Genomic DNA, 22,439 nt, shown 5'->3' with positions numbered 1-22,439 from the left:
ACCGGCCCGGTCGACGGAATCCCGGCCCGGAGCCGGGGCACGGGGCCGCACCGCCCCGGGTCCCCGGAGCGGTGCGACGCCGTCACCGAGCCGGAACGCCGCGGGCTCACCGCGGTCGACGGCCGGCTCCGGGACGGCGTTCGCACAGCCCCGCGGGAGGCCTCCCCGCCGGTGCGGCGCGGCCTCAGCCGTGCCAGGAGCGCCACAGTGCCGCGTACGCCCCGTCCGCCGCGACCAGGTCGTCGTGGCTGCCCAGTTCGCTGATGCGGCCGTCCTCCACGACGGCGATGACGTCCGCGTCATGGGCGGTGTGCAGACGGTGGGCGATGGCGACGACGGTCCTGCCGTCCAGGACACGGGCCAGGGAGCGTTCCAGGTGCCGTGCCGCGCGCGGGTCGAGCAGCGAGGTCGCCTCGTCCAGGACCAGCGTGTGCGGGTCAGCCAGCACCAGCCGGGCCAGCGCGATCTGCTGGGCCTGGGCCGGGGTGAGCGCGAATCCGCCGGAGCCGACCTCGGTGTCCAGGCCCCCGTCCAGCGCACGGGCCCAGCCGTCCGCGTCGACCGCCCCGAGCGCCGCCCACAGTTCGGCGTCCTCCGCGTTCGTCCTGGCGAGCCGCAGATTGTCGCGCAGGGAGCCCACGAAGACGTGATGCTCCTGGTTGACCAGGGCCACATGCTCCCGGACCCGTTCCGCGGTCATCCGCGACAGCTCGGCGTCGCCCAGGGTGACCCGCCCGTCCCGGGGCGCGTAGATCCCGGCGAGCAGTCGGCCCAGGGTGGACTTGCCCGCGCCCGAGGGACCGACCAGTGCCAGCCTGGTCCCGGGGGCGACCTCGAGGGACACCTTGCGCAGCACGTCGACGCCCTCCCGGTAGCCGAAGCGCACCCGGTCCGCCCGCACCCGGCGCCCGTCGGGGGTGAGTTCCGCGTCACCGGCGTCGGGCTCGATCTCCCGGACCCCGACCAGCCGGGCCAGCGACACCTGCGCCACCTGCAGCTCGTCGTACCAGCGCAGGATCAGTCCCACCGGGTCGACGAGCATCTGCGCGATCAGCGCGCCCGTGGTCAGCTGACCGACACCGATCCAGCCCTGGAGGACGAACACCCCGCCGATCATCAGCACCGAGCCGAGCACGGTGACGTGGGTGATGTTGACGACGGGGAAGAGCACCGACCGCAGCCAGAGGGTGTAGCGCTCCCAGGCCGTCCACTCCTTGACCCGCTGGTCGGACAGCGCCACCCGGCGCGCGCCGAGACGGTGCGCCTCCACGGTCCGCCCCGCGTCCACGGTCTCGGCGAGCGCGGCGGCCACGGCGGCGTACCCGGCGGCCTCCGAGCGGTAGGCGGCCGGCGCCCGCCGGAAGTACCAGCGGCAGCCGATCACCAGCAGTGGCACGGCGAGCAGCACGGCCGGCGCCAGCTCGGGCGCCGTGACGACCAGTCCGCCCAGCAGCAGCACCGCCCACACCACGCCGATGGCCAGCTGGGGCACGGCCTCGCGCATGGCGTTGCCGAGCCGGTCGATGTCGGTCGTGATCCGCGACAGCAGATCACCCGTGCCCGCCCGTTCCAGCACGCCCGGCGGCAGCCCGACCGACCGCACCAGGAAGTCCTCGCGCAGATCGGCCAGCATCCGCTCGCCGAGCATCGCCCCGCGCAGCCGTACCTGCCGGACGAACACCGCCTGGAGGACCAGCGCGAGCACGAACAGCGCGACCGTGAGCCCCAGATGCAGCTCCCGCTCCCGGTCCGAGACCCGTTCCACGAGTCCGCCCAGCAGGTAGGGGCCCACCATCGAGGCGAGCACGGCGACCGTGTTCACGGTGATCAGCAGCACGAAGGCCCGGCGGTGCCTGCGCAGCAGCTCGCTCACGTAGGTGCGGACGGTCGCGGGCGCACCCACCGGCAGCGTGCTGGCCGCGGTCGGGGCCGCCGGGTCGTAGGCCGGTGGCGCCACGCCGATCATGCCGTCTCCTCGATCTCTTCCAGTTCTTCCAGCCGGTGCAGGACCTCGTCCTCACGCAGGACGCCGTCCTTGTCCAGGACCTCCGCCGACGCAGCCTCGTCCTCGGTCTCACGCGTCACCACGGCCCGGTACCGGGGCTCGGTGCGCACCAGCTCCCGGTGGTCGCCGACCGCCGCGACGGTGCCGTCGTGCAGGAACACCACCCGGTCGGCGCGGTCCAACAGCAGCGGGGACGAGGTGAACACCACGGTGGTGCGCCGCGCCCGCAGTTCGCGCACGCCCTGGGCGACACGGGCCTCGGTGTGCGAGTCGACGGCCGAGGTCGGCTCGTCCAGGACGAGCACCTCCGGGTCCGTGACCAGCGACCGGGCCAGCGCGAGCCGCTGGCGCTGCCCGCCGGACAGGGACCGCCCGCGCTCGGTGATCCGCGCGTCCATCGGGTCGTCGGCGTCCACCGAACCCTGCACCAGCGCCGCCAGTACGTCCCCGCACTGCGCGGCGTCCAGCGCGTCGCGCGGATCGACCGTGCCGGACGCCGGCACGTCGAGCAGCTCGCGCAGGGTGCCGGAGAGCAGCACCGGATCCTTGTCCTGCACGAGGACGGCCCGGCGGGCGGAGTCCAGCGGCAGTTCGTCGAGCGGCACCCCGCCGAGCAGCACCGGGGCGCCCCGCTCGGAGGCGTGCCCGCCGAGCCGTTCGGCCAGCCGTCCCGCCGCGTCCGGGTCCCCGCACACCACGGCGGTGAGCCGGCCCGCGGGGGCGAGCAGACCGCTCTGCGGGTCGTACAGGTCCCCGGCCGGGTCCTCGGCGGCGCGCGACCCCGCGGTGTCCGTGGCCCGCTCCAGCGACAGCACGCGCGCGGCCCGCTTCGCCGAGGGACGCGAGAAGGAGTACGCCATCGCGATCTCCTCGAAGTGCCGCAGCGGGTAGGTGAGCACCATGACCGAGCTGTAGACGGTGACCATCTCACCGACGGTGATCCGGCCCTCGCGGGCGAGATGAACGCCGTACCAGACCACCGTGATCAGCAGGATTCCCGGCAGCAGTACCTGGATCGCGGCGATCAGGGCCCACATCCTGGCGCTGCGCACGGCGGCGTGGCGGACCTCCTGGGAGGCGCGGCGGTAGCGGTCGAGGAAGAGTTCCTCGCCGCCGATGCCGCGCAGTACGCGCAGCCCGGCGACGGTGTCCGAGGCGAGCTCGGTGGCCCGGCCGGCCTTCTCGCGCTGGACGTCCGCCCGCCGGGTGGCGCGGGGCAGCAGCGGCAGCACCGCGATCGCCAGCACCGGCAGTCCCACGGCGACGACAACCCCCAGCGCCGGCTGGTAGACGACCAGGCCGACGCAGACCAGCACGATGGTGACCGCCGCCGCGGTGAACCGCGACAGGGCCTCCACGAACCACCCGATCTTCTCGACGTCACCGGTGGAGACCGCCACGACCTCACCGGCGGCGACCCGCCGGGTCAGCGCGGAGCCCAGCGTCGCCGCCCTGCGGGCCAGCAACTGCTGGACGCGGGCGGCGGCGGTGATCCAGTTGGTGACGGCGGCGCGGTGCAGGAAGGTGTCGCCGATGGCGTTGCCCGCGCAGGCCAGCGCCATCAGGCCGCCGGCCAGCGCGAGCCGGCCGCCGGAGCGGTCGACCGCGGCCTGGACGGCGACGCCGACGCAGAACGGCAGCGAGGCCACGGAGGCGAAGTGCAGCAGGCCCCAGGCCAGCGACTTGAGCTGCCCGGAGAGCTGATTCCGGAAGAGCCACCACAGGAATCGGGGACCCGAGCGCGCGTCGGGCACCCCCGGGTCGGGAAACGGAAGGTCTTGAATCTGCATGACGTCCCAGTGGCTCGGATCAGGGGGCGGCGGAAACGGGGAAAGGACGGAGGCGCGCGCAGTCCGAGGACGGCGGCAGCAAACCGTGACAGGTTGGCCCCGCTGCGTACCGGGAGGCAAACGGTTTTCCACACGACCGCACGGAACCGGCGGTCCGGGCGGCCGGCGCCGCCGTACCGTCACGTCACACGGGTCATACGGACGCGTCGCCGCACCGCGTGGGGACCGCCCCGTCGATCAGGGTGTCCAGCAACTCGCCCAGGGCCTCGCGCTGGGCGCCCCCCAGCGGGGCCAGGATCTCCTCCGCGGCGGACCGGCGCGCGGCGCGCAGTTCCCGCAGGGCCGCGCGCCCGTCGTCGGTGAGCTCGATCCGGATCACCCGCCGATTGGCCGGATCCGGCACCCGCCGCACCTTGCCGTGCGCCTCCAGCCCGTCGACCAGGGTGGTGACGGCGCGGGGGACCACCTCCAGCCGCTCGGCCAGATCGGCCATGCGGGGCGGCGAAGCGTAGTGCGCGAGGGTGCGCAGCAGCCGCGACTGGGCAGGGGTGATGCCGAGCTCGCGCCGCTCCAGATGGCGCTTCTGGATGCGGTGCACCCGGCGGGTCAGCCGAAGCAGCTGCTCGGCCAGCAGGCCGTCGGGATCGGGGGCGGTCATGCGGGAACAATATCAGGATGCCGTTCATTGTGAGTATAGGTAACAATGAGCTAGGCTCCGCTCGCCCTCGGGCCACCACCCCGGGCGCCCGTCCCGAAGGAGACCATGCACCCCGACCGCGAACCCGACTGGACCCCGCCCGCCGACGCCGAGGGGCAGCCCCGGCAGGTGCGGCGCATTCTGAAGCTCTTCCATCCCTACCGGGGCCGCCTCGCGGTCGTGGGCCTGCTCGTCGGCGCCGCGTCGCTGGTCTCGGTCGCCACCCCGTTCCTGCTGAAGGCGATCCTCGACGTCGCCATCCCCGAGGGCCGCACCGGACTGCTCAGCCTGCTCGCGCTCGGCATGATCCTCAGCGCCGTCCTCACCAGCGTCTTCGGTGTGCTGCAGACCCTGATCTCGACCACCGTCGGCCAACGCGTGATGCACGACCTGCGCACCGCCGTCTACGGCCGGCTCCAGCGCATGTCGCTCGCCTTCTTCACCCGCACCCGCACCGGAGAGGTCCAGTCCCGCATCGCCAACGACATCGGCGGTATGCAGGCCACCGTGACCTCCACGGCGACGTCCCTGGTCTCCAACCTCACCAGCGTGGTCGCCACCGTCGTCGCGATGCTGGCCCTCGACTGGCGGCTGACCGTGGTCTCCCTGGTCCTGCTGCCGGTGTTCGTCTGGATCAGCCGCCGCGTCGGCAACGAACGCAAGAAGATCACCACCCAGCGCCAGAAGCAGATGGCGGCGATGGCCGCCACGGTCACCGAGTCGCTCTCGGTCAGCGGCATCCTGCTCGGCCGCACCATGGGCCGCTCCGACTCCCTGACCGGCGCCTTCTCGGAGGAGTCCGAGCGCCTGGTCGACCTGGAGGTCAGGTCGAACATGGCCGGCCGCTGGCGCATGGCCGTCATCACGATCGTCATGGCGGCCATGCCGGCGATCATCTACTGGACGGCCGGCATCGCCCTGCGGACGGGCGGCCCCGAGGTCTCCATCGGCACCGTCGTCGCCTTCGTCTCGCTCCAGCAGGGGCTCTTCCGCCCGGCCGTGAGCCTGCTGTCCACCGGTGTCCAGATCCAGACGTCACTCGCGCTCTTCCAGCGCATCTTCGAGTACCTCGACCTCCCGATCGACATCACCGAGCGCGCGGATCCGGTCCGCCTCGACCGGGTCAAGGGCGAGGTCCGCTTCGAGGGCGTCACCTTCGGATACGACGACAAGGGCGGCCCCGTCCTGGACGGCATCGACATCACCGTCCCCCCGGGCGGCAGCCTCGCCGTGGTCGGGCCGACCGGCGCCGGCAAGTCCACCCTCGGTCACCTCGTGCCGCGGCTGTACGACGTCACGGGCGGTCGGGTCACCCTCGACGGTGTCGACGTCCGCGACCTCGACTTCGGCACGCTGGCCCGCGCGGTGGGCGTCGTCTCACAGGAGACGTACCTCTTTCACGCCTCGGTCGCGGACAACCTGCGCTTCGCCAAGCCGGACGCGACCGACGAGGAGCTGCAGGCGGCGGCGCGGGCCGCGCAGATCCACGACCACATCGCCGCCCTGCCCGACGGGTACGACACGGTGGTCGGCGAGCGCGGCCACCGCTTCTCCGGCGGCGAGAAGCAGCGCCTGGCGATCGCCCGCACCATCCTGCGCGACCCGCCGGTCCTGGTGCTGGACGAGGCCACCAGCGCCCTGGACACCCGTACCGAGGCCGCCGTCCAGCAGGCCATCGACGAGCTGTCGGCCGACCGCACCACGGTCACCATCGCCCACCGGCTGTCCACCGTCCGGGGTGCCGACCAGATCGTGGTCCTCGACTCCGGCCGTGTGGCCGAACGCGGCACGCACGAAGAGTTGCTGGAGCGTGGCGGACGCTATGCGGCCCTCGTGCGCCGGGACGCCCGACTGGAGCCGACAAGATGAAGATATGTCGAGTTTGTGGCGATGTGCGGGTTACCGTGCCCGCATGCAGACGAACACTCCGTCACGGAGCACGATCCGACTGACGCGCCGGGGCCGTCTCGCCCTCGCGACGCTCGGGGCCGTCGTGGCCGGCACCGCCGTGGCGGTGCCGCTGCTGATCCTGAACGACGACGACCCCCGCCCCACGACCCTGGTGGTCCCGGAGGGCTGGCGCGCGGGCCAGGTGTACGCCGCCGTCGACGAGGTCCTCGACCTGCCCGCCGGCACCACGAGGAAGTCCCTCGCCAAGGCGGAGCTGAAGCTGCCCGACGAGGCCGGGGGCAACCCGGAGGGCTACCTCTTCCCGGCGACCTATCCGGTCCGGGAGAAGGAGACCCCCGGGAAACTGCTGTCCCGCATGGTCGCCACCGCCGACAAGAAGTTCAACGGAGCACCGGTCGCCGCCGGCGCGCAGCGCAACGCGATGAACGTCTACCAGTCGGTCACCGTCGCGAGCATCGTCCAGGCGGAGGCGGCCACCAGGGCCGACATGGGCAAGGTGGCCCGGGTGATCTTCAACCGGCTGGAGCGCGGGATGCCGCTCCAGATGGACTCCACCGTCAGCTACGCCCTGAACCGTACGATGCCGCGCACGACGGCCGCCGACACCGAGGTCGACAGTCCCTACAACTCCTACCAGCGCATGGGACTGCCCCCGACCCCGATCGGCAACCCCGGCGAGGAGGCGGTGCGCGCCGCGACCAACCCGGCTCCGGGCGACTGGCTCTACTTCGTCACCGTCAAGCCGGGCGACACCCGCTTCACGGCCGACTACGCGGAACACCAGCGCAACGTCGCCGAGGCCGAAGCCCGGCAGAAGGCCGAGGCCGAAGCCCGGCAGAAGAAGGTGAGCGGGAAGGCGAGCGAACCGTCGGCGAAGTGAGCGGCCGGCCCCCGGCCGTCACGCCGCGGTCCGTTCCTCCCGCGCCAGCAGCCGCCGGATGTCCCGCACCGCCGCGCGTCCGGCCCGGTTGGCGCCGATGGTGCTCGCCGAGGGGCCGTAGCCGACCAGATGGACCCGCGGGTCGGCGACCGCCCGCGTGCCCTCGGCCCGGATCCCGCCCCCCGGCTCCCGCAGCCGCAGCGGGGCGAGATGTCCGACGGCGGGGCGGAAGCCGGTCGCCCACAGGATGACGTCAGCCGCCACCCGCCGCCCGTCCGTCCACTCCACGCCGTCGGGCGTGATCCGGTCGAACACGGGATGCCGGTCGAGCACACCGTCCGCCAGTCCCCGGCGGATCGCGTCGTTGAGCGGCAGCCCCGTCACGGCGACGACACTGCGCGGCGGCAGGCCCTGCCGCACCCGTTCCTCGACGAGCGCCACGGCCGCCCGGCCCGCCTCCTCGTCGAAGGGACCCTCACGGAAGACCGGGGGCCGCCGGGTCACCCATGTCGTGGCCGCCGCGTACGGCGCGATCTCCAGCAGGTGCTGGGTCCCCGACGCGCCGCCGCCCACCACGACCACCCGCTGCCCGGCGAACGCCTCCGGCCCCGGGTACCGCGCCGTGTGCACCTGCCGCCCCCGGAAGGTCTCCTGGCCCGGATAGTGCGGCCGGAACGGCCGGTCCCAGGTGCCGGTGGCGTTGATCAGAGCCCGCGTCGACCAGTCGCCGTCCGAGGTCTCCACCAGCAGCCGTCCGCCGGTCCCCTCCCGCACGGCCCGCACATCCACCGGACGCCTTACCCGCAGGTCGAAGGCCTTCTCGTAGCGGTCGAAGTACTCGCCGATCACCTCGGAGGAGGGCCGCGCCGGATCGGCGTCGCCCAGCTCCATGCCGGGCAGCGCGTGCATCCCGTGCACCTTGCCGTACGTCAGTGAGGGCCACCGGAACTGCCAGGCGCCACCGGGCCCGGGGGAGTGGTCCAGCACCACGAAGTCGCGGTCCGGCTCGAAGCCGGTCCGCCGCAGGTGATAGGCGCTCGACAGCCCGGCCTGCCCGGCGCCTGTGACGACCACCTCGACCTCGCGTGTGCTGTTCACATGTCAACCAACCAGGAGGAGGCCATGGATCTTCCCGGCACCGTTCCCCCGCGAAGCCGGGCGCATGGGCCAGGATGGAGCGCATGTCCGATGCCTTCACCACCCGAGTCCTGACCGTCGCCACCGGCTCCGCCGAGAGGGTCGTCGACATCACCGGCGACTGCGAGGCCTTCCTGCGGGAGACGGCGGCCGGCCGGGACGGCCTGCTGAACGTCTTCGTGCCGCACGCCACGGCCGGCGTCGCCGTGATCGAGACCGGCGCCGGCAGCGACGACGACCTCCTGTCCGCCCTGCACACCCTGCTGCCCGCCGACGACCGCTGGCAGCACCGCCACGGCAGCCCCGGGCACGGCCGCGACCACGTCCTGCCCGCCTTCGTCCCGCCGCACGCGACGCTCCCGGTGGTGGACGGACGGCTCGAACTGGGCACCTGGCAGTCGGTGTGCCTGGTCGACACCAACCGTGACAACCCCGACCGCCGGGTACGGCTGAGCTTCCTGGGCTGAACCGGGCCCGGCGGAGGCGGTCCTCAAGGCGCCCCGGCCGGGGCGGGCCGCGTCCGGTGGTGCGACACGCGGCCGGGGCCGGGAGCCGCGGGCCGTGCGGACGGCCCCGGCGGCGGTCCGTTCACGGCCGTTGCCGGGGAAACGACTCCAACGCGGCCGCCAGACCGGAGGCGTCCGTGCCGATCTTGCGGTAGACCGACGAGAGCAGATGACGCACGCCCTGCTCCGTGAGGCGCAGCTTCCCGGCGATCACCGCCGTGGACACCCCCCGGGCCGCCAGCTCGGCGGCCTCCCGTTCGGGCGCGGTCAGCGTGTCCGTCTGGGCGTACCGCAGGGGCAGCGGCCGCAGTCCGGCGGCGGCGAGCTCGTCCCTGGCCCGCACCGCCAGTGCCTCCGCGCCGCAGTGCACGGCGCCCTCCAGCCCGCGGTAGAGGCGGTCGGCGGCCTCCTGCACCTGCCCGGTTCGGGACAGCGCCGCCCCGTGCCCGACCAGGGCGCGGGCCAGCTCGTAGGCCGCGGGCGACTGCTCCAGCCGGTCGACGGCCTCCGCGTACAGGTCGAGCGAGGCCCGGCCGCCGGTCACCTCGGCCAGGGTGTGCAGCGTCTGCCCGATCGCCGAGGCCGCCCCGAAGTCCCTGGCCCGCTTGACCGCGTCCTGCGCGTGCCGGACCGCCCGGTCGGGCGCGGTACGGGCGAGCGCGGACGCCAGCCCCGACTGCCAGCCGCACCAGGCGGGATTGCGCCACTCCCGCCCGTCCAGCCACTCCCCGACGGCGGAGAGCAGCGCGGCGGCCTCGTCCGCGCGGCCCTCCGCCAGCAGCAGCTCGGCGTACACCGTCCGCGGGTCGGGGTAGATGACGGCGTTCGGGACCAGCCTGCCGTAGCGGTGCTGGTCGGCGACCTGGCGGGCCGCCGCCGTGCGTCCGCGGGCCAGGAGCGTCTGGATGAGGATGCCGACGGCGAACCACTGGGCGGGCACCGCCCCCTCCACCCGGTCGGCGATGCGCAGCCCCTCCCGGACGAGGTTCTCCGCCTCGGCCAGGGAGCCCCGGCGGTAACGGATGTACCCGGCGAGGGTCTGGCCCAGGGCGAGGTGGGAGCCGCGCCAGCCCTTCGCCTCGCACTCCGCCATGCCCCTGCTGAACAGCTCCTCGGCACGCCGCGGCTGATCGGCGTAGAGGAACACCATCGCCACCGCCACCGGCACCTCGAAGCCCCGGTTCTCGTCGGTCCAGCTCAGCCCGCCCCGCAGGGCCCGCTCGGCGTACTCCAGGGCCGTCTGCCGCGGCTCGCCGCACACCACCGCCTCCCAGGCCCGCAGGCCCAGGATGTACCGCTCCTCCAGGCCCCGGCCGGTCACCTGCGCTGCCAGTCTGGCGAGCCTGCGCGAGCGGGCGGCGGGATCCGGCTCGTCGGTGCGGTACGAGCTCCACACGAAGTGGTCGGCCTGCATCCGCAGCCGGATCCGGGGATGGGCGGTGCGCCGCGCCTCGTCGGCGGCGACGGCCGCGGCCTCGGCCACCTGGTCGGTGTGCGCCAGCGCCTGCGTGAGCCGGTAGACCATGGACGCCCGCAGCTCCGGGTCGATGCCGGGTTCCGCCAGTGCCTCACGCAGGTGCGCGACCGTGGCCGTGGGCTTGATGAGGAAGGTGGAGGAGGCGAGTTCGTGCAGCAGCTCGGCGCGCTGCTCGGGCAGCGGAGGCTCCTGGAGCGCCCGCGCCAGCAGGCGCCGGGCCGCTTCCGGGGCGCCGGCGCGCATGTACTCGCGGGCGGCCTCGCGCAGACACGCCACCGCCTCGGCACGGCCGTCGCAGGGCACCTCCAGCAGGTGCCGGGCGGCCGCCGCCGGCCCGAACCCGGCGGCACGGATGGCCTCGGCGGCCCCGTTGTGCAGTCCGACCCGCAGCGCCTGGGGGATGGAACGGTAGACGGCGGTGGCGATCAGCGGGTGGACGAAGGCGAGTCCGTCCCCGGCCCCGTCGTCCTCGGCCAGGATCCGGGCGGCGCGCAGCCGCTCCGTCGCCTCGGCGGCCGCCTCGTTGCCGACCACGGCGATGGTGGCGGCGAGCTCCCGCGACACGGACTCGCCGAGCACGGCCACGGCGTAGGCGAAACGGACCGTGGACGTCCCGAGGGCGTGCAGACGTTCGATCAGTCCGCGGCCCTTGACCGCCGCGGCGAGGTCCCGCATCGCGCGCAGCTCGTGCCGGGTGCCCCGCAGATTGTGTTCGCCCAGGCGGATGGCGAGTTCGACGGCCTCGAACGGGCTTCCCCCGGTGACCTGCCGGCACTCCTCGCAGAACTCGTCCTCGGCCTCGTCCCCCACCTCGTCCCTGACGATCCGCGCCACCCCTTCGGCGGTGAGCGGCTCCAGCGCGTAGGGGCGGATGCCGAGGCTGCCCGGCAGGTCGCGCAGCGGCTCCGCCCCGGGCGGCAGGTCGTCGGGCCGGTGGGCGAGGACGATCAGCATCGGCAGATCCGCCGCCCGGGGCGCGAAGGAGGTGAGCCAGTCGAGGGACTCGACGTCCGCCCAGTGCAGGTCGTCGAGCAGCAGCACCATGGGCGCCTTCCGCACGGCGAGCCGGGTCATGACCCAGTCCAGGCCCTCGCGGACCCCGGACGGATCGGGCACATGGGGGCCGGACCCCGCCTCCAGGCCGAGGACGGTGGCGACGACGTCGTACCAGCTGTCCAGGAACGCGCGGAGCTCGTCGTCGTCCATCGCGGCCAGTGAGGGCTGGAGGAGCCGGCGCACCACACGGAACGCCAGCTCCTGCTCGTTGCGGCCGCCGCAGCTCGACAGCACGGTGACGCCCTGGGCCAGCGCGCGGGAGCGGGCCTGCGCCAGCAGCGCCGTCTTGCCGATCCCGCCGGGTCCGGTGAAGACGAGGAGCCCGCCGCGCGGCGCCTGCGGCACCCCGTCCCGGGTGTCCCGCAGGTCCGCCAGCGCCTCGTCCAGGGCCCGGAGCTCCCGTCGGCGTTCCAGCAACGGCCGGGACTCGGTGACATGCTGCCGCCGCTCGATCGCCATGTGCCCTACCGCTTCCTGTCGTTCGGTCAACGGGTGGCAGACGAGCGTATGCCCGTCGCGGCGCACCGCGCCCGTGTTCCGGTACGGCCACGACAGGACGAATGAATCGAAGGCGGCGGCGGCTTGAGACATCCTCTCCGTGGGTAGGGGGCGTCGAATGGACGGCGCCCGGGTCAGACGGGGCCCGCCGCCGCGTCGGCATAGCGCGGCACGGTGCGGGACCAGTGGTAGCACCCGCGGATCCAGCCGGCCATGCCCTCCACATAACCGACCGCCGAGGGACTCAGCCGCGGCCTGATCTCCTCGAAGAGACCGACGAACTCGTCGGTCGCGCGGTTGATCTGCCGGATCGCCAGCATGACGGCGACCGGCAGGGAGCAGCGGCGGGCCCGCTGGTGGGCGAGGGCCAGATTGATCATCCCGCCGGTCCGCCGCTCCTTCGCCGCGGAGTACAGATCGGGGATCCACACCGCCGCGTCGGCCGACAGCCGGGTCAGCCGCCGCATCACCGGGTGCTGGAGCTCCGCGTCGGACAGTTCGCACGGCTGTGCCGCCTCGCACAGCGGGTGGAAGGGCTCGACCCCCGCGGTCAGCGACCGTATCGACGTGCACAGTCCGGTCGGCAGCGGGGCGGTGTCGGCCTGTGCCACCGCCTCGTACAGCAGGCCGTGCACGTACTCACGGCTCTTGGCGGCCCACCGCGCGGCCTGGGCGGGCGTGCACCGCTCGCGGACCCGCCGGTGCAGATCGGCCAGGGCCGCGCCGAGCGGCGTCGACGGCGGCGCGTCGTCCCGAAGGACGGCGATGCTCTCGTCCAGCATGGGCAGCAGCCGGCCGGGCCCCTGCCGGCCGATCTCCTCCGCCCGGTCGTCGAAGACGAATTGATAGGCGATCTGATCGGCGACGATCTGCAGCAGACCGGAATCCATCTCCGGGCCGTTGTAGGAGGCGAGCTGGGCCGGACGAGTGCGGACGATCATTTCCGGGACCCAGCTCTCCTCCGCCAGTCCCGTTTCCCGCAGCCACTTCTCGACGCCCGCCGTGACCTGGTGCTCGTGCGGATTGCTCCGGAAAGGGAACGGCATGCGCAGATGGGCGTCGATCAGGTCGCTGAGAGGGGAGCCGGGAATTCCGTGCAGTGTGCCGGCCGCGATGTCCTCATGCGTGGTCGACAAGGGTGTCACCCGCCCCTCGGGATCGCCGGTCGAGCCCGTACCCGCGCGGTTCGCAGATCATCTGCAGCGACCGGGGGCCCAGTGTCACCGCGGGACGCACCGGCGCGACGGGCCCCGGGGGGTGCCGCAGCCGCCAGCGCCGGGCGATGGTCGCGAGCGCCACCGTGCTCTGCGCCATGGCGAAGGCGTCCCCGAGGCATTTCCGGCTGCCCGCGGAGAACGGGATCATCGCGCCGTACGGCTGGTCGGTGTGCTCGCCCGACAGCCACCGCTCGGGCCGGAACCGCTCGGGGTCGGGGAACGACGAGGGCGTGTGGTGCAGCAGATACGGGCTGTACAGAACGGTGGCCCCGCGCGGCAGGCGGCGCCCGCCGAACTCGACGTCCCTGGTGGTGGACCGGGTGAAGAGCCAGCCGGGAGGGGAGTGGCGCAGGGTTTCGTTGATCACGGCCCTGGTGTAGGGGAGGCGCGGCAGGTCGTCGGAGGCGGGGAGGGCACGCCCGGCCAGTACGGAGTCGACCTCGGCGTGCAGCCGGCGCTCGGTCTCCGGGTGCTGTGCGAGCAGGCTGAACGTCGAGGACAGGCCCAGGGAAGGGCTCTCCGACCCGGTGAGCAGCAGGGAGACGAGCTGGTCGTGCACCTCGCCGGGGGTCACCCCGTGCTCCCCGGCGTCGGCCGCCGCCAGCAGGGCTCCCAGCAGATCGTCGCGCGGCCCGCCCGCGCGGCGTTCGGCGATCGCCGCGTCCACGAGCCGGTGCAGCCGGGCGACCGCGTCCCGGTACCGGCGGTTGGCGGGCAGGGGCACCCGGAACAGGGCGTCGACCGGGACGACCGTACGCACGAACAGTCCGTGGACGATCCCGGCCAGGCAGTCCCGCACCTCGGCGCTCCTTGCCGCGTCGAGCGAGTCGGAGAGGAGGACCCGGCTGATCGACCCCGTTGTCAGGGCCATCATGGCCGCGCTGACGTCGACCTTCCGCCCCGACCGCCACGCGCGGCACGCCGACTCGGCCTCCTCGCCCATCACCTCCGTCAGGCCGGCGACGCGGGACGGGCGGAAGGCGGGCTGCAGCAGCCTGCGCTGTCTGCGGTGATCGCCGTGCGGGCAGGTGACGACCCCGTCCCCCATGAGGGCCCGGAGCCGCTCGTAGAGGGGGCCGCCCTTGTCGAAGGTGCGGGTGTCCCTGAGCATCTCGTGGACCAGCCGTGGGTGGCACACCACCCAGGCGCGGACGGGACCCAGGCGTATCTCCACCAGATCGCCGTAGGCGGACAGAGAATTCAGAAACTCCAGCGGACGCCGGAACAAGGCGATACCGTGTCCGAGGGACGGTAATATGCCGGGTGCGCTTCCCGACCTCCAGGTCGGGGCCGGTTCATGAACACAATTGCTCATCGAATACCACCTGTCTCAAGCGACACAACGGAATTCAGTGAGTCCACATATGCGAGTCCACATACGTGTGGCACTCGAACCTTGTCCTGCCCATACCGGACCGGCACCCGACGTACCCCCTCCCGTCGCCAAGGGGGCGCACGGGTGCATGGGAGGGCGCAAGGAATTTGAACGTGCGCCCCCATGGAACGGGCGAGCCGAACCCGTGCCGTGGTGATCGTCACCGTGTCGCGCGACCGTCTCCACGCTCACCGGCGCCCGCTGGACGGACGGGACACGTCCACCCGTGCGAAGGCACGGACCGTGTGCTCGGTCCGGTCGCGCCGCGGCGAGGGAGTTCCCACGGGGAGCGGGGACACCCCCTCACCCGGCCCTTCACCCCCCGCCGCGGACGACGGCGACGGGACAGTCGGCGTGATGAAGCAGTGCCTGGCTGACCGAACCGAGCAGCATTCCGGTGAAGCCGCCGTGGCCGCGGGCCCCGGCCACCACCAGCTGGGCCTCCCGGCTCGCGTCGAGCAGCGCGTGCCGCACCCGCGCCCGCTCCAGACGCAGCTCCACGGCGACCCGGGGACGGGTGTCCCGCCACGGAGCCACCGCCTCCGCCAGCAGCCGCCGGTGCCGCTCACGGAGCCGGTCGAGATCCACCACCACGTTCAACGGATCGGCGGGCCCCTCGTACGGTGTCGGCTCGCTCCAGGTGTTCCACACGTGCATCGCGACCAGCGACGCTCCGCGCAGCGCGGCCTCGGCGAAGGCGAAGTCCGCCGCCGCGGCCCCGGCCGGCGAGCCGTCCACGGCGAGGAGCACGGGCCCCTCGGGAGCGGGGCGGCCGCGGACCACCAACAGCGGACCGTGCCCGTGCGCGGCCAGCTGTACGACCGTCGAGCCCAGCAGCAGATCCCCGAACCCGCCGTGGCCCCGCCCGCCGACCACCGTCAGCACCGCGTGCCGCGACTCGCTCCGCAGCACCGTCAGCGTCCCGCCGGACGCCACGGTCCTGGCGATCTCCAATCCCGGCGCGCGGTCGTGGGCACGCTGCTCCGCCTGCGCCAGGACGCCGTGGATCATCGGGTCGAGGTCGGCCGGGCGGCTGAACGCGTGCACGATCCGCAGGCGCGCGCCGCGCAGCAGGGCCTCGTGCGCCGCGACGTCGACCGCGGTGAGACTGGACGGCGAACCGTCCACTCCCACCATCACCGTGTCGTTCACCACTCGCTCCCGTCCCCGGTCATGGCGGTACCTCCGGGTACCCGCGGGGGACGGCCCGTACCCGCCCCCTCGACCTGCGGCGATGCGGTTTCCCCGGGCATCCTCGGCTTTGTCGCGCCTCCTGTCCATCCGTGACAACACCCATGTTCCGGCCGAATGGCGGGATGGCACCATTACCCCCGTGGGGGTGGATCACCCGTGCCGTTCGACGGCAGGGCCGGCACCCCGCTTCGGACGACATCGACAAGAGAACCGGGAAAGGGGACGGGCTGTGCCTGCTCCACGGATGAGCGCCACGCCGCTGCCGGGCATCGGCGTGAAATACGACCTCACCACGCGTGAGCACGAGCACCTGTCCGTGATCGCGCACCGCGACGGTGCCCGCACGGTCAACGTCTACCGCTCCGACGACCCGGACGCCTGCGCCCGCTCGATGCGGCTGACCGTCGCCGAGTCGGCCGCGCTGATCGACGCGCTGATGCCCGCCCACCACAGTCCCAACCTGCTGCACACCACCGACCTGGGGCTGGTCGCCGAGCGCATCGAGCTGTCCGCCGCCTCCCACTGGAACGGCCGGCTGCTGGGCGACACCCGGATGCGCACCGACACCGGGGTCTCGATCGTCGCCGTGCTGCGACGGGCCGAGGCGATCCCGTCCCCCGCGCCGGACTTCCGGCTGGCCGGCGGGGACACGCTGATCCTGATCGGCACCCGCGAGGGCATCGACGCCGCCGCCGCGATTCTCGGGCGGGAGTGAGCGAGTGCACTCTTCCGCGGTCTTCCTGATCGAATTCGGTGCGATCATCCTCGGGCTCGGCCTGCTGGGACGCCTCGCCGGACGCCTCCAGTTCTCCCCGATCCCCCTCTACCTGCTGGCCGGCCTCGCCTTCGGCGAGGGCGGGCTGCTGCCGCTCGGCGCGAGCGAGGAGTTCGTCGCGATCGGCGCCGAGATCGGCGTCATCCTGCTGCTGCTCATGCTCGGCCTGGAGTACACGGCAAGCGACCTCGTCTCCAACCTCAAGACCCAGTACCCGGCCGGCCTCGTCGACATGGCGCTGAACGCCCTGCCCGGCGCCGCCCTGGCCCTGCTGCTCGGCTGGGGCCCGGTCGCCGCGGTGGTGCTGGCCGGCGTCACCTGGATCTCCTCCTCCGGAGTCATCGCCAAGGTCCTCGGCGACCTCGGACGGCTCGGCAACCGCGAGACCCCGGTCATCCTCAGCATCCTGGTGCTCGAGGACCTGGCCATGGCGGTCTACCTGCCGATCATCACCGCCCTGCTGGCCGGCGTCAGCCTCGCCGCGGGCAGCGTCACGCTGGCCATCGCGCTGGGCGTCGCCGGACTCGTGCTGTTCGTCGCCGTCCGCTACGGGCGGGTGATCTCCCGCTTCGTCTCCAGCGACGATCCGGAGAAGCTGCTGCTGGTCGTGCTGGGCCTGACCCTGCTCGTCGCGGGCCTCGCCCAGCAGCTGCAGGTCTCGGCGGCCGTGGGCGCGTTCCTGGTCGGCATCGCCCTGTCCGGGGAGGTCGCCGAGGGCGCGCACAACCTGCTGGCGCCGCTGCGGGACCTGTTCGCCGCCGTGTTCTTCGTCTTCTTCGGACTGCACACCGACCCCCAGTCGATCCCGCCGGTGATCCTGCCCGCCCTCGCGCTCGCCGTCGTCACCGCGCTGACGAAGATCGCCACCGGTTACTGGGCCGCCCGCCGGGCCGGGATCTCCCCCAAGGGCCGCTGGCGCGCGGGCGGTACCCTGGTCGCCCGCGGGGAGTTCTCCATCGTCATCGCCGGTCTCGCGGTCACCGCCGGCATCGAACCGGACCTCGGCCCGCTGGCCACGGCGTACGTCCTGGTCCTGGTCGTCCTCGGCCCGCTCACGGCCCGCTACACCGAGCCCATCGCGCTGCGCCTGACCGCCCGGCGCACCGCGTCCGCCGACACCGTGCCCGCGCAGATCGCGGTGCCGGCCGCGGAGACGCTGGAGCCGGTGGACGAGAGCCGGCCCGAACGCTGAACCGGCCGGCGCCCCCGCCGGCGGAAGAGGCCGGGGCGCCGTTCGGATCAGGCCGGCTCCGGTGAGCGACACCCCGCAGCCGAGCCGAGCGGTTCCGGACCCCGCGACCCCGGCAGGATCCGAACGGACCCTAGTCCTCCAGCCGTACCGGCATCAGGAGCGAGAACGTGTGCGCGTCGTCCGGCCGGCGGATCACGAGGGGCGCGGTGGGGGCTCCGAACTCGAGGATCAGCCGGTCGCCGGCCCCCGCGGCGAGCGCGTCCAGCAGGAACGCGCGGTTCACGGCGACGAGGTCCCGGCCGACGGCGCCGTCCCCGGCCAGGGTGACCGAGCCGTCCTCCGTCACCTCCAGCACACTGAGATCGGCGGACGTCCCGCCCTCCTCGCGCACCTCGCCCGCGCGGACGGGGCCGGTGCGCACCGCCTCCCGGAAGGCCGGCGCGTCCACCACGGCGCGCCGCCCGGCCGGGAGGCGGACGAGACGCCGGTAGTCCGGGAAGTCGTGGTCGAGGCACTGGCCGGCCGCCTGCCGGTCCCCGGTCTCCAGCGTCACCCGGTCACCGTCCACGGCGAGCCGGACCTGTCCCTCGCCGTCCAGCAGCGCCCGCATCGCGTCGGCGAGCGGAAGGGGCACGGTGACCTGGACGCGGGACCCGTCGTGCCCGTCGGCGGCGGCGCGCGCCACGGCCATCCGGTACCGGTCGGTGGCCACCAGGCACAGCGCGTCGCCCTCGATGTCGAAGAGGATCCCGCCGAGCATCGGCAGTTCCGGGTCGCTGCCGGCCGCGAACCGGACCGCGTCCAGCGCGGCGGCCAGCCCGGGGCCGGAGAGGGACAGCCGTACGGCGGTGTCGGTGCGAAGCGAGGTCATGGGGTTCTCCCTGTGGTCGAGGAGGTGTCGGAGCGCGGAGAACTCGGCGCGGGCATCGGACAGCCCCTGCTCCAGCCGGCGCAGATGCGCCCGAAGCAGCTGTCGTACGAGACCGGTCTCGTCGCCCGTCCAGCCGGCCAGCACCAGCCGGATGTCCGCCAGCGGCATCCCGGCCCGGCGCAGCCGGGCCAGCAGCCGGGCCTCGTCCACCTGCCCGGGCGCGTACCAGCGGTAGCCGCTGACCGGATCCACCCGGTCGGGGACCAGCACGCCGGCACGGTCGTAGAACCGCAGGGCGCTCACGCCCAGCCCGCTCTCCCGGGCCATCTCACCGATGCTGCGCATCTCGCTCTCCACACCGCCAGACCCTGGCCCCTCGACAAGGTCGAGGGTCAACCCCGGACCGCTCCTGCCCGGCAACGGCTGTCCGGCGAGGCCGTACGCGTGAGGGCTTCACCCGACCCGGCGGGCCCGGCACCACCGGCGTACCACCGGCGCACGGGGGGCGCGTCGGACCGGCATGGACAGCCCGGGGACGGCGCGGCGCCTTCTCGGACACGACGCCGCGGGCCGGTCGTACGCCGGACTCACCGGCGGGTACGGCGGCCGCACACCGATCTGCACGGCCCTCGCCGCGGAGTGGCGGGCCGGGGGCCGGACGGTCCCGGAGCACCGCGACGGCCTGTGGCCCCCCTTCGCCGCCGCCCCGGCCGGGGAGCGTGCGACGGTGCTGCGCGCGCCCTTCTCCGTCCCGCTGCCGCGACCGCCCCCGAAGGACACCCGCGAGGAACTCACCAGCGCTCCGGCCCCGCCGACTCCGTGCTGACCGGCGCCAGTACGGCGAGCGTGCCGGTCGCCCCGCGCAGCGCCAGTTCGAGCGGGCCGGGGGCGTGCAGGGTGCCGGTGCCGTCCGGCGGGACCAGCCACTCCAAACGCCCGGCCGGCCGGTACGGCGGCGGCACGGCGACCCAGGACCCCCGGCCCACGTGCCGCACCCCGAAGCCGACCCATTCGCTGACCGGGTCGGGCGGCAGGAAGAACCCCACCCTGCGGGCCGTGACGTCCACCAGCGTGGGACCGGGCACCTTCAAGGGGTCGCGCCACAGGATGTCCAGGGCGAGCAGCCCGAGACGGTCGGGCACGCTCAGCACGTCCCAGTACCGGCCCGCCGCGAGCAGCGCCGTGCCCTTGCCGTGGTCCCACTCGCGTTTGCACTCCTGCGGGTCCGTGGCCGCCGCGGCCAGCCACTCGACGGCTTGTTTCCACATGGCGCTGTGCATGTCCACCCCGGGCACGGTCGGCTGCGCCGCTGCGGGCGCGTGCGGTACGGACATGCTGGTGGATGTTTCCATCCACCGGAAGGGTGGCGCGGGCTGGCGTTTGTGGAGTCCCGTCCGGCTCCGGACGGGACTCCCGGTGTCAGCCGTCGCCCTCCGCGCGCTCCGTGTCCCGCTTCTTGATCCGGGCCGCCTCCTTGCGGACCTCGGCCTGGGTGGCGCGTTCCCGCTCCAGCCACTCGGGGCGCTCCTCCTTCAGCGCCTCGATCTGCTCGGTGGTGAGGGCCTCGGTGATCCCGCCGCGCGCGAGGCCGGCGATGGACACGCCCAGCTTCGCCGCGACCACCGGACGGGGGTGGGGACCGTCGCGCCGCAAGTCCCGCAGCCACTGGGGCGGGTCCGCCTGGAGCGCGTTCAGCTCGGCGCGTGAGACGACACCGTCCCGGAAGTCGGCGGGGGTGGCGTCGAGGTACACACCCAGCTTCTTCGCCGCGGTCGCGGGCTTCATCGTCTGGGTGTTCTGGTGCTGCGTCATGGCGTCCAGGGTATCGAGCGTGTGCACGGTCGCCGACCACGGCCGGTAACCTGGCCAGGTGACAGGCTCGGAAGTGTCCCCCTCGTTCCGGCTCGTGTACGTACCCGGCGTGATGCCCGACAAATGGGCGCGCATCTGGAACGAGCGGCTGCCCGACGTCCCGCTGACGCTCACACAGGTCCCCGCGGAGGCGGCGCAGGGCCTGCTGCTGGGCGGTGACGCCGACGCGGGCCTCGTCCGGCTGCCCGTCGACCGCACGGTTCTCAGCGCGATCCCCCTCTACACCGAGCAGACGGTCGTCGTGGCGCCCAGGGACCACCTCGTCACGGCGGTCGACACGGTGTCCCCCGAGGACCTGGCCGACGACATCGTGCTCCACCCGCTGGACGACGTCCTCGCCTGGGAGAGCCTGCCAGGACGGCCCGCGCTGGAACGTCCCGCCACCACCGCCGACGCGATCGAGCTCGTCGCGGCCGGGATCGGCGTGCTCGTCGTACCGCTGTCGCTCGCCCGGCTGCACCATCGCAAGGACCTCACCCACCGGCCGCTCGAACCGGCCCCCGAGTCGAGCGTGGCGCTGTCCTGGCCCGAGGCGGCGACGACGGACCGGGTCGAGGACCTCATCGGGATCGTCCGCGGCAGGACCGTCAACAGCACCCGCGGCCGCAGGCAGCAGCCCGCGCAGGAGAAGAAGCCCGCCCAGGAGAAGAAGCCCGAACGCACCGCCCGGCGGCCGCGGCCGGCCGGCGGACCGGCCGGCCGCGGCCGCCGGGGCGGCACCGGCGGCACACCGAAGAACCCGCGGCGGGGCAAGCCCCGCCGCGGGTCCTGACCCGGCTATCTGACCGTCGCCGACGGCGACGGCGCCGGGGACGCCGTGTCGAGGTCCTTCAGCTCCTCGGGGATCTCCAGCACGAGGACCGGAGCGCCGGCCTGCGGAGCCGGCGGGGTCACCTGCTCCCGCGGCATCTTCGGCGGGCTGGTCTGCTGGAAGTTGACCTGTTCGTGATTGACCAGCCCCGTCTTCTCCAGCACCGTGATGTGGTCGAGCACCGTGTCGTTGGCCTGGTCGGCCAGCTGCCGGATCAGGGTGTTCCTGGTGTTGGCCCGGATGTTGGCGATGGCGGGGAAGATCTGTCCGTGCGTCACGCGCATGATGTTCACCGCCGTGGAGTCGAACTCCTTGCCGCTGGTGGACCTCACGGTCTCCACGAACCCCTGCTGCTGCGGTGACGCCTGGTTCGGCAGCGTGATGCCGAGCTCCAGGGAGATCTTGCGGCAGCTCTCGTCGAGCCGGCCGTGACCGACGACCAGGTGCTCGCCCGCCTCCTTCATCTCCGCCGTCGTACCCCGCTCCATCGCCAGCAGCCCCAGCGGGTGCTCCCACAGTCCCGCCGCGCGCACCTTCACCACGAAGTCGCGGTCCGCCTCGGTCAGCGGGCCGTAGTTCGTGTTGGCCACCACCCGGTCCTGCTTGGTCGACGTGTTCTGTACGCCCAGCATGGTGGGATAGGCGAGCGCGGTGAGGGTGAGGATCATGGCTCCGCCCACGAACGCGGTTCCTGCCGTGCTGCGCGAGATGCGCATCGTGCCTCCTGGGATAAGAACGGCCCAACAGCAGGAAGTACGGACGCCGGACGCGGAGCAATCACCGTTCGGGAAAGAATTTTCGGCCGGGTCAGCGGGCGTGGACGGCCTTCCGCGCCGTGCCCACCACCTTGTCGCCGTCGGCGCGGCTGAGCAGCCCTTCGAGGACGCCAGGCCGCCACGGTGGACCGCACCCGCGTCACCAGCGCTCCCTTGCCGCGGAAGGGAGCCCCGGCCCAGATCTCGTCGAGCAGGGTGGCGCCGTCGTCCCGGGCGGGATCGGCGACTCCGGAGTCCGACGTGCCGAAGATCACACGCGGTTCCGAGCGCCGGACGTAGGCGTGGGTCGGGTCCTCGGTGCCCTCCGCGAAGGGCGCCGGCTCGATGCCGTCCAGCGTGTAGTGCAGGGGTTCGTCCGGCACCGGCGTGAGGGAGGGCAGCAGGGCACCGGAGAGGCCG

The 22,439-nt window shown here is 73.5% G+C and carries 19 protein-coding genes; 7 read left to right on the top strand and 12 right to left on the bottom strand.

Annotation, left to right across the window (positions count from 1 at the left end; all coding sequences use genetic code 11):
• Positions 1 to 184: 184 nt before the first annotated feature.
• The 3 genes from ACZ8ZB_RS04800 to ACZ8ZB_RS04790 all read right to left on the bottom strand — a co-directional run bounded on the left by ACZ8ZB_RS04800 (position 185) and on the right by ACZ8ZB_RS04790 (position 4,453).
• A complete protein-coding gene (locus ACZ8ZB_RS04800; protein WP_470736468.1) occupies positions 185 to 1,966 on the bottom strand; it encodes an ABC transporter ATP-binding protein in 1,782 nt (593 codons plus the stop codon).
• Positions 1,963 to 3,795: an ABC transporter ATP-binding protein gene (locus ACZ8ZB_RS04795; RefSeq protein WP_470736467.1), complete on the bottom strand. Its 1,833-nt coding sequence runs from the start codon at positions 3,793 to 3,795 to the stop codon at positions 1,963 to 1,965. Before ACZ8ZB_RS04795 ends, ACZ8ZB_RS04800 begins: the two co-directional genes overlap by 4 nt.
• 193 nt (positions 3,796 to 3,988) lie before the next feature.
• Positions 3,989 to 4,453 carry a MarR family winged helix-turn-helix transcriptional regulator gene (locus ACZ8ZB_RS04790; protein ID WP_470736466.1) on the bottom strand — a complete coding sequence of 155 codons (465 nt, stop codon included), beginning with the start codon at positions 4,451 to 4,453 and terminating at the stop codon, positions 3,989 to 3,991.
• Positions 4,454 to 4,558: 105 nt separating this feature from the next.
• Between ACZ8ZB_RS04790 and ACZ8ZB_RS04785 the strand changes: the two genes are divergently transcribed.
• Positions 4,559 to 6,361 (top strand): ABC transporter ATP-binding protein, encoded by a 1,803-nt coding sequence (locus ACZ8ZB_RS04785; RefSeq protein WP_470736465.1) that lies wholly within the window; start codon positions 4,559 to 4,561, stop codon positions 6,359 to 6,361.
• 43 nt (positions 6,362 to 6,404) lie between these two features.
• Positions 6,405 to 7,283, top strand: a complete 879-nt coding sequence (mltG, locus tag ACZ8ZB_RS04780; protein ID WP_470736464.1) for an endolytic transglycosylase MltG — start codon at positions 6,405 to 6,407, stop codon at positions 7,281 to 7,283.
• Between the two features lie 18 nt (positions 7,284 to 7,301).
• On the opposite strand, the gene ACZ8ZB_RS04775 is transcribed toward mltG, so the two are convergent.
• Positions 7,302 to 8,381 carry an NAD(P)-binding domain-containing protein gene (locus tag ACZ8ZB_RS04775; protein ID WP_470736463.1) on the bottom strand — a complete coding sequence of 360 codons (1,080 nt, stop codon included), beginning with the start codon at positions 8,379 to 8,381 and terminating at the stop codon, positions 7,302 to 7,304.
• A gap of 83 nt (positions 8,382 to 8,464) precedes the next feature.
• Between ACZ8ZB_RS04775 and ACZ8ZB_RS04770 the strand changes: the two genes are divergently transcribed.
• Positions 8,465 to 8,887, top strand: coding sequence for a secondary thiamine-phosphate synthase enzyme YjbQ (locus tag ACZ8ZB_RS04770; protein ID WP_470736462.1), 423 nt, complete (start codon positions 8,465 to 8,467; stop codon positions 8,885 to 8,887).
• Positions 8,888 to 9,008: 121 nt separating this feature from the next.
• On the opposite strand, the gene ACZ8ZB_RS04765 is transcribed toward ACZ8ZB_RS04770, so the two are convergent.
• From ACZ8ZB_RS04765 to ACZ8ZB_RS04750, 4 genes are all read right to left on the bottom strand, one after another.
• Positions 9,009 to 11,918, bottom strand: coding sequence for an ATP-binding protein (locus ACZ8ZB_RS04765; RefSeq protein WP_470736461.1), 2,910 nt, complete (start codon positions 11,916 to 11,918; stop codon positions 9,009 to 9,011).
• A gap of 173 nt (positions 11,919 to 12,091) precedes the next feature.
• A complete protein-coding gene (locus tag ACZ8ZB_RS04760) occupies positions 12,092 to 13,102 on the bottom strand; it encodes a (-)-alpha-amorphene synthase (RefSeq protein WP_470736460.1) in 1,011 nt (336 codons plus the stop codon).
• Positions 13,077 to 14,402: a cytochrome P450 gene (locus ACZ8ZB_RS04755; protein ID WP_470736459.1), complete on the bottom strand. Its 1,326-nt coding sequence runs from the start codon at positions 14,400 to 14,402 to the stop codon at positions 13,077 to 13,079. The genes ACZ8ZB_RS04760 and ACZ8ZB_RS04755 overlap by 26 nt, the downstream gene beginning before the upstream one ends.
• A 462-nt stretch (positions 14,403 to 14,864) precedes the next feature.
• A complete protein-coding gene (locus tag ACZ8ZB_RS04750) occupies positions 14,865 to 15,701 on the bottom strand; it encodes a universal stress protein (protein ID WP_470736458.1) in 837 nt (278 codons plus the stop codon).
• A 271-nt stretch (positions 15,702 to 15,972) separates the two neighbouring features.
• Here ACZ8ZB_RS04750 and ACZ8ZB_RS04745 point away from each other — a divergent pair, with 271 nt between their 5' ends.
• Complete coding sequence (locus ACZ8ZB_RS04745; RefSeq protein WP_470736457.1) at positions 15,973 to 16,458, top strand: cation:proton antiporter regulatory subunit; 486 nt, start codon at positions 15,973 to 15,975, stop codon at positions 16,456 to 16,458.
• A 4-nt stretch (positions 16,459 to 16,462) separates the two neighbouring features.
• On the top strand, positions 16,463 to 17,710 hold the full coding sequence (locus ACZ8ZB_RS04740) for a cation:proton antiporter (protein ID WP_470736456.1): 1,248 nt from the start codon (positions 16,463 to 16,465) through the stop codon (positions 17,708 to 17,710).
• A gap of 130 nt (positions 17,711 to 17,840) precedes the next feature.
• Here ACZ8ZB_RS04740 and ACZ8ZB_RS04735 read toward each other — a convergent pair whose 3' ends face one another.
• Positions 17,841 to 18,926 (bottom strand): DNA polymerase III subunit beta family protein, encoded by a 1,086-nt coding sequence (locus ACZ8ZB_RS04735; protein WP_470736455.1) that lies wholly within the window; start codon positions 18,924 to 18,926, stop codon positions 17,841 to 17,843.
• A gap of 175 nt (positions 18,927 to 19,101) precedes the next feature.
• Between ACZ8ZB_RS04735 and ACZ8ZB_RS04730 the strand changes: the two genes are divergently transcribed.
• Positions 19,102 to 19,407, top strand: a complete 306-nt coding sequence (locus ACZ8ZB_RS04730; RefSeq protein ID WP_470736454.1) for a hypothetical protein — start codon at positions 19,102 to 19,104, stop codon at positions 19,405 to 19,407.
• Here ACZ8ZB_RS04730 and ACZ8ZB_RS04725 read toward each other — a convergent pair.
• Together ACZ8ZB_RS04725 and ACZ8ZB_RS04720 are read right to left on the bottom strand one after the other, a co-directional pair.
• Positions 19,373 to 19,861 carry a hypothetical protein gene (locus ACZ8ZB_RS04725; RefSeq protein ID WP_470741421.1) on the bottom strand — a complete coding sequence of 163 codons (489 nt, stop codon included), beginning with the start codon at positions 19,859 to 19,861 and terminating at the stop codon, positions 19,373 to 19,375. The genes ACZ8ZB_RS04730 and ACZ8ZB_RS04725 overlap by 35 nt on opposite strands.
• A 139-nt stretch (positions 19,862 to 20,000) precedes the next feature.
• Positions 20,001 to 20,393, bottom strand: coding sequence for a DUF5997 family protein (locus ACZ8ZB_RS04720; protein ID WP_470736453.1), 393 nt, complete (start codon positions 20,391 to 20,393; stop codon positions 20,001 to 20,003).
• A 58-nt stretch (positions 20,394 to 20,451) separates the two neighbouring features.
• On the opposite strand from ACZ8ZB_RS04720, the gene ACZ8ZB_RS04715 reads away from it, so the two are divergent.
• Entirely contained in the window at positions 20,452 to 21,225 is a 774-nt protein-coding gene (locus tag ACZ8ZB_RS04715) for a LysR family transcriptional regulator substrate-binding protein (RefSeq protein ID WP_470736452.1), read from the top strand.
• A gap of 5 nt (positions 21,226 to 21,230) precedes the next feature.
• Here ACZ8ZB_RS04715 and ACZ8ZB_RS04710 read toward each other — a convergent pair whose 3' ends face one another.
• Positions 21,231 to 21,980, bottom strand: a complete 750-nt coding sequence (locus tag ACZ8ZB_RS04710; protein ID WP_470736451.1) for a DUF4142 domain-containing protein — start codon at positions 21,978 to 21,980, stop codon at positions 21,231 to 21,233.
• Between the last annotated feature and the right edge of the window lie 459 nt (positions 21,981 to 22,439).

Source organism: Streptomyces sp. 12E (assembly GCF_055633275.1).
Note: the sequence above shows the minus strand (reverse complement) of the source record. Positions and strands in the feature narration are given on the sequence as shown.

Excerpts from the sequence above, each read along its gene's own strand:
- ACZ8ZB_RS04800 (WP_470736468.1), bottom strand. The coding sequence starts at position 1,966 with ATGATCGGCGTGGCGCCACCGGCCTACGACCCGGCGGCCCCGACCGCG.
- ACZ8ZB_RS04795 (WP_470736467.1), bottom strand. The coding sequence starts at position 3,795 with ATGCAGATTCAAGACCTTCCGTTTCCCGACCCGGGGGTGCCCGACGCG.
- ACZ8ZB_RS04790 (WP_470736466.1), bottom strand. The coding sequence starts at position 4,453 with ATGACCGCCCCCGATCCCGACGGCCTGCTGGCCGAGCAGCTGCTTCGG.
- ACZ8ZB_RS04785 (WP_470736465.1), top strand. The coding sequence starts at position 4,559 with ATGCACCCCGACCGCGAACCCGACTGGACCCCGCCCGCCGACGCCGAG.
- mltG (WP_470736464.1), top strand. The coding sequence starts at position 6,405 with ATGCAGACGAACACTCCGTCACGGAGCACGATCCGACTGACGCGCCGG.
- ACZ8ZB_RS04770 (WP_470736462.1), top strand. The coding sequence starts at position 8,465 with ATGTCCGATGCCTTCACCACCCGAGTCCTGACCGTCGCCACCGGCTCC.
- ACZ8ZB_RS04765 (WP_470736461.1), bottom strand. The coding sequence starts at position 11,918 with ATGGCGATCGAGCGGCGGCAGCATGTCACCGAGTCCCGGCCGTTGCTG.
- ACZ8ZB_RS04735 (WP_470736455.1), bottom strand. The coding sequence starts at position 18,926 with ATGCGCAGCATCGGTGAGATGGCCCGGGAGAGCGGGCTGGGCGTGAGC.
- ACZ8ZB_RS04730 (WP_470736454.1), top strand. The coding sequence starts at position 19,102 with ATGGACAGCCCGGGGACGGCGCGGCGCCTTCTCGGACACGACGCCGCG.
- ACZ8ZB_RS04725 (WP_470741421.1), bottom strand. The coding sequence starts at position 19,861 with ATGCACAGCGCCATGTGGAAACAAGCCGTCGAGTGGCTGGCCGCGGCG.
- ACZ8ZB_RS04720 (WP_470736453.1), bottom strand. The coding sequence starts at position 20,393 with ATGACGCAGCACCAGAACACCCAGACGATGAAGCCCGCGACCGCGGCG.
- ACZ8ZB_RS04710 (WP_470736451.1), bottom strand. The coding sequence starts at position 21,980 with ATGCGCATCTCGCGCAGCACGGCAGGAACCGCGTTCGTGGGCGGAGCC.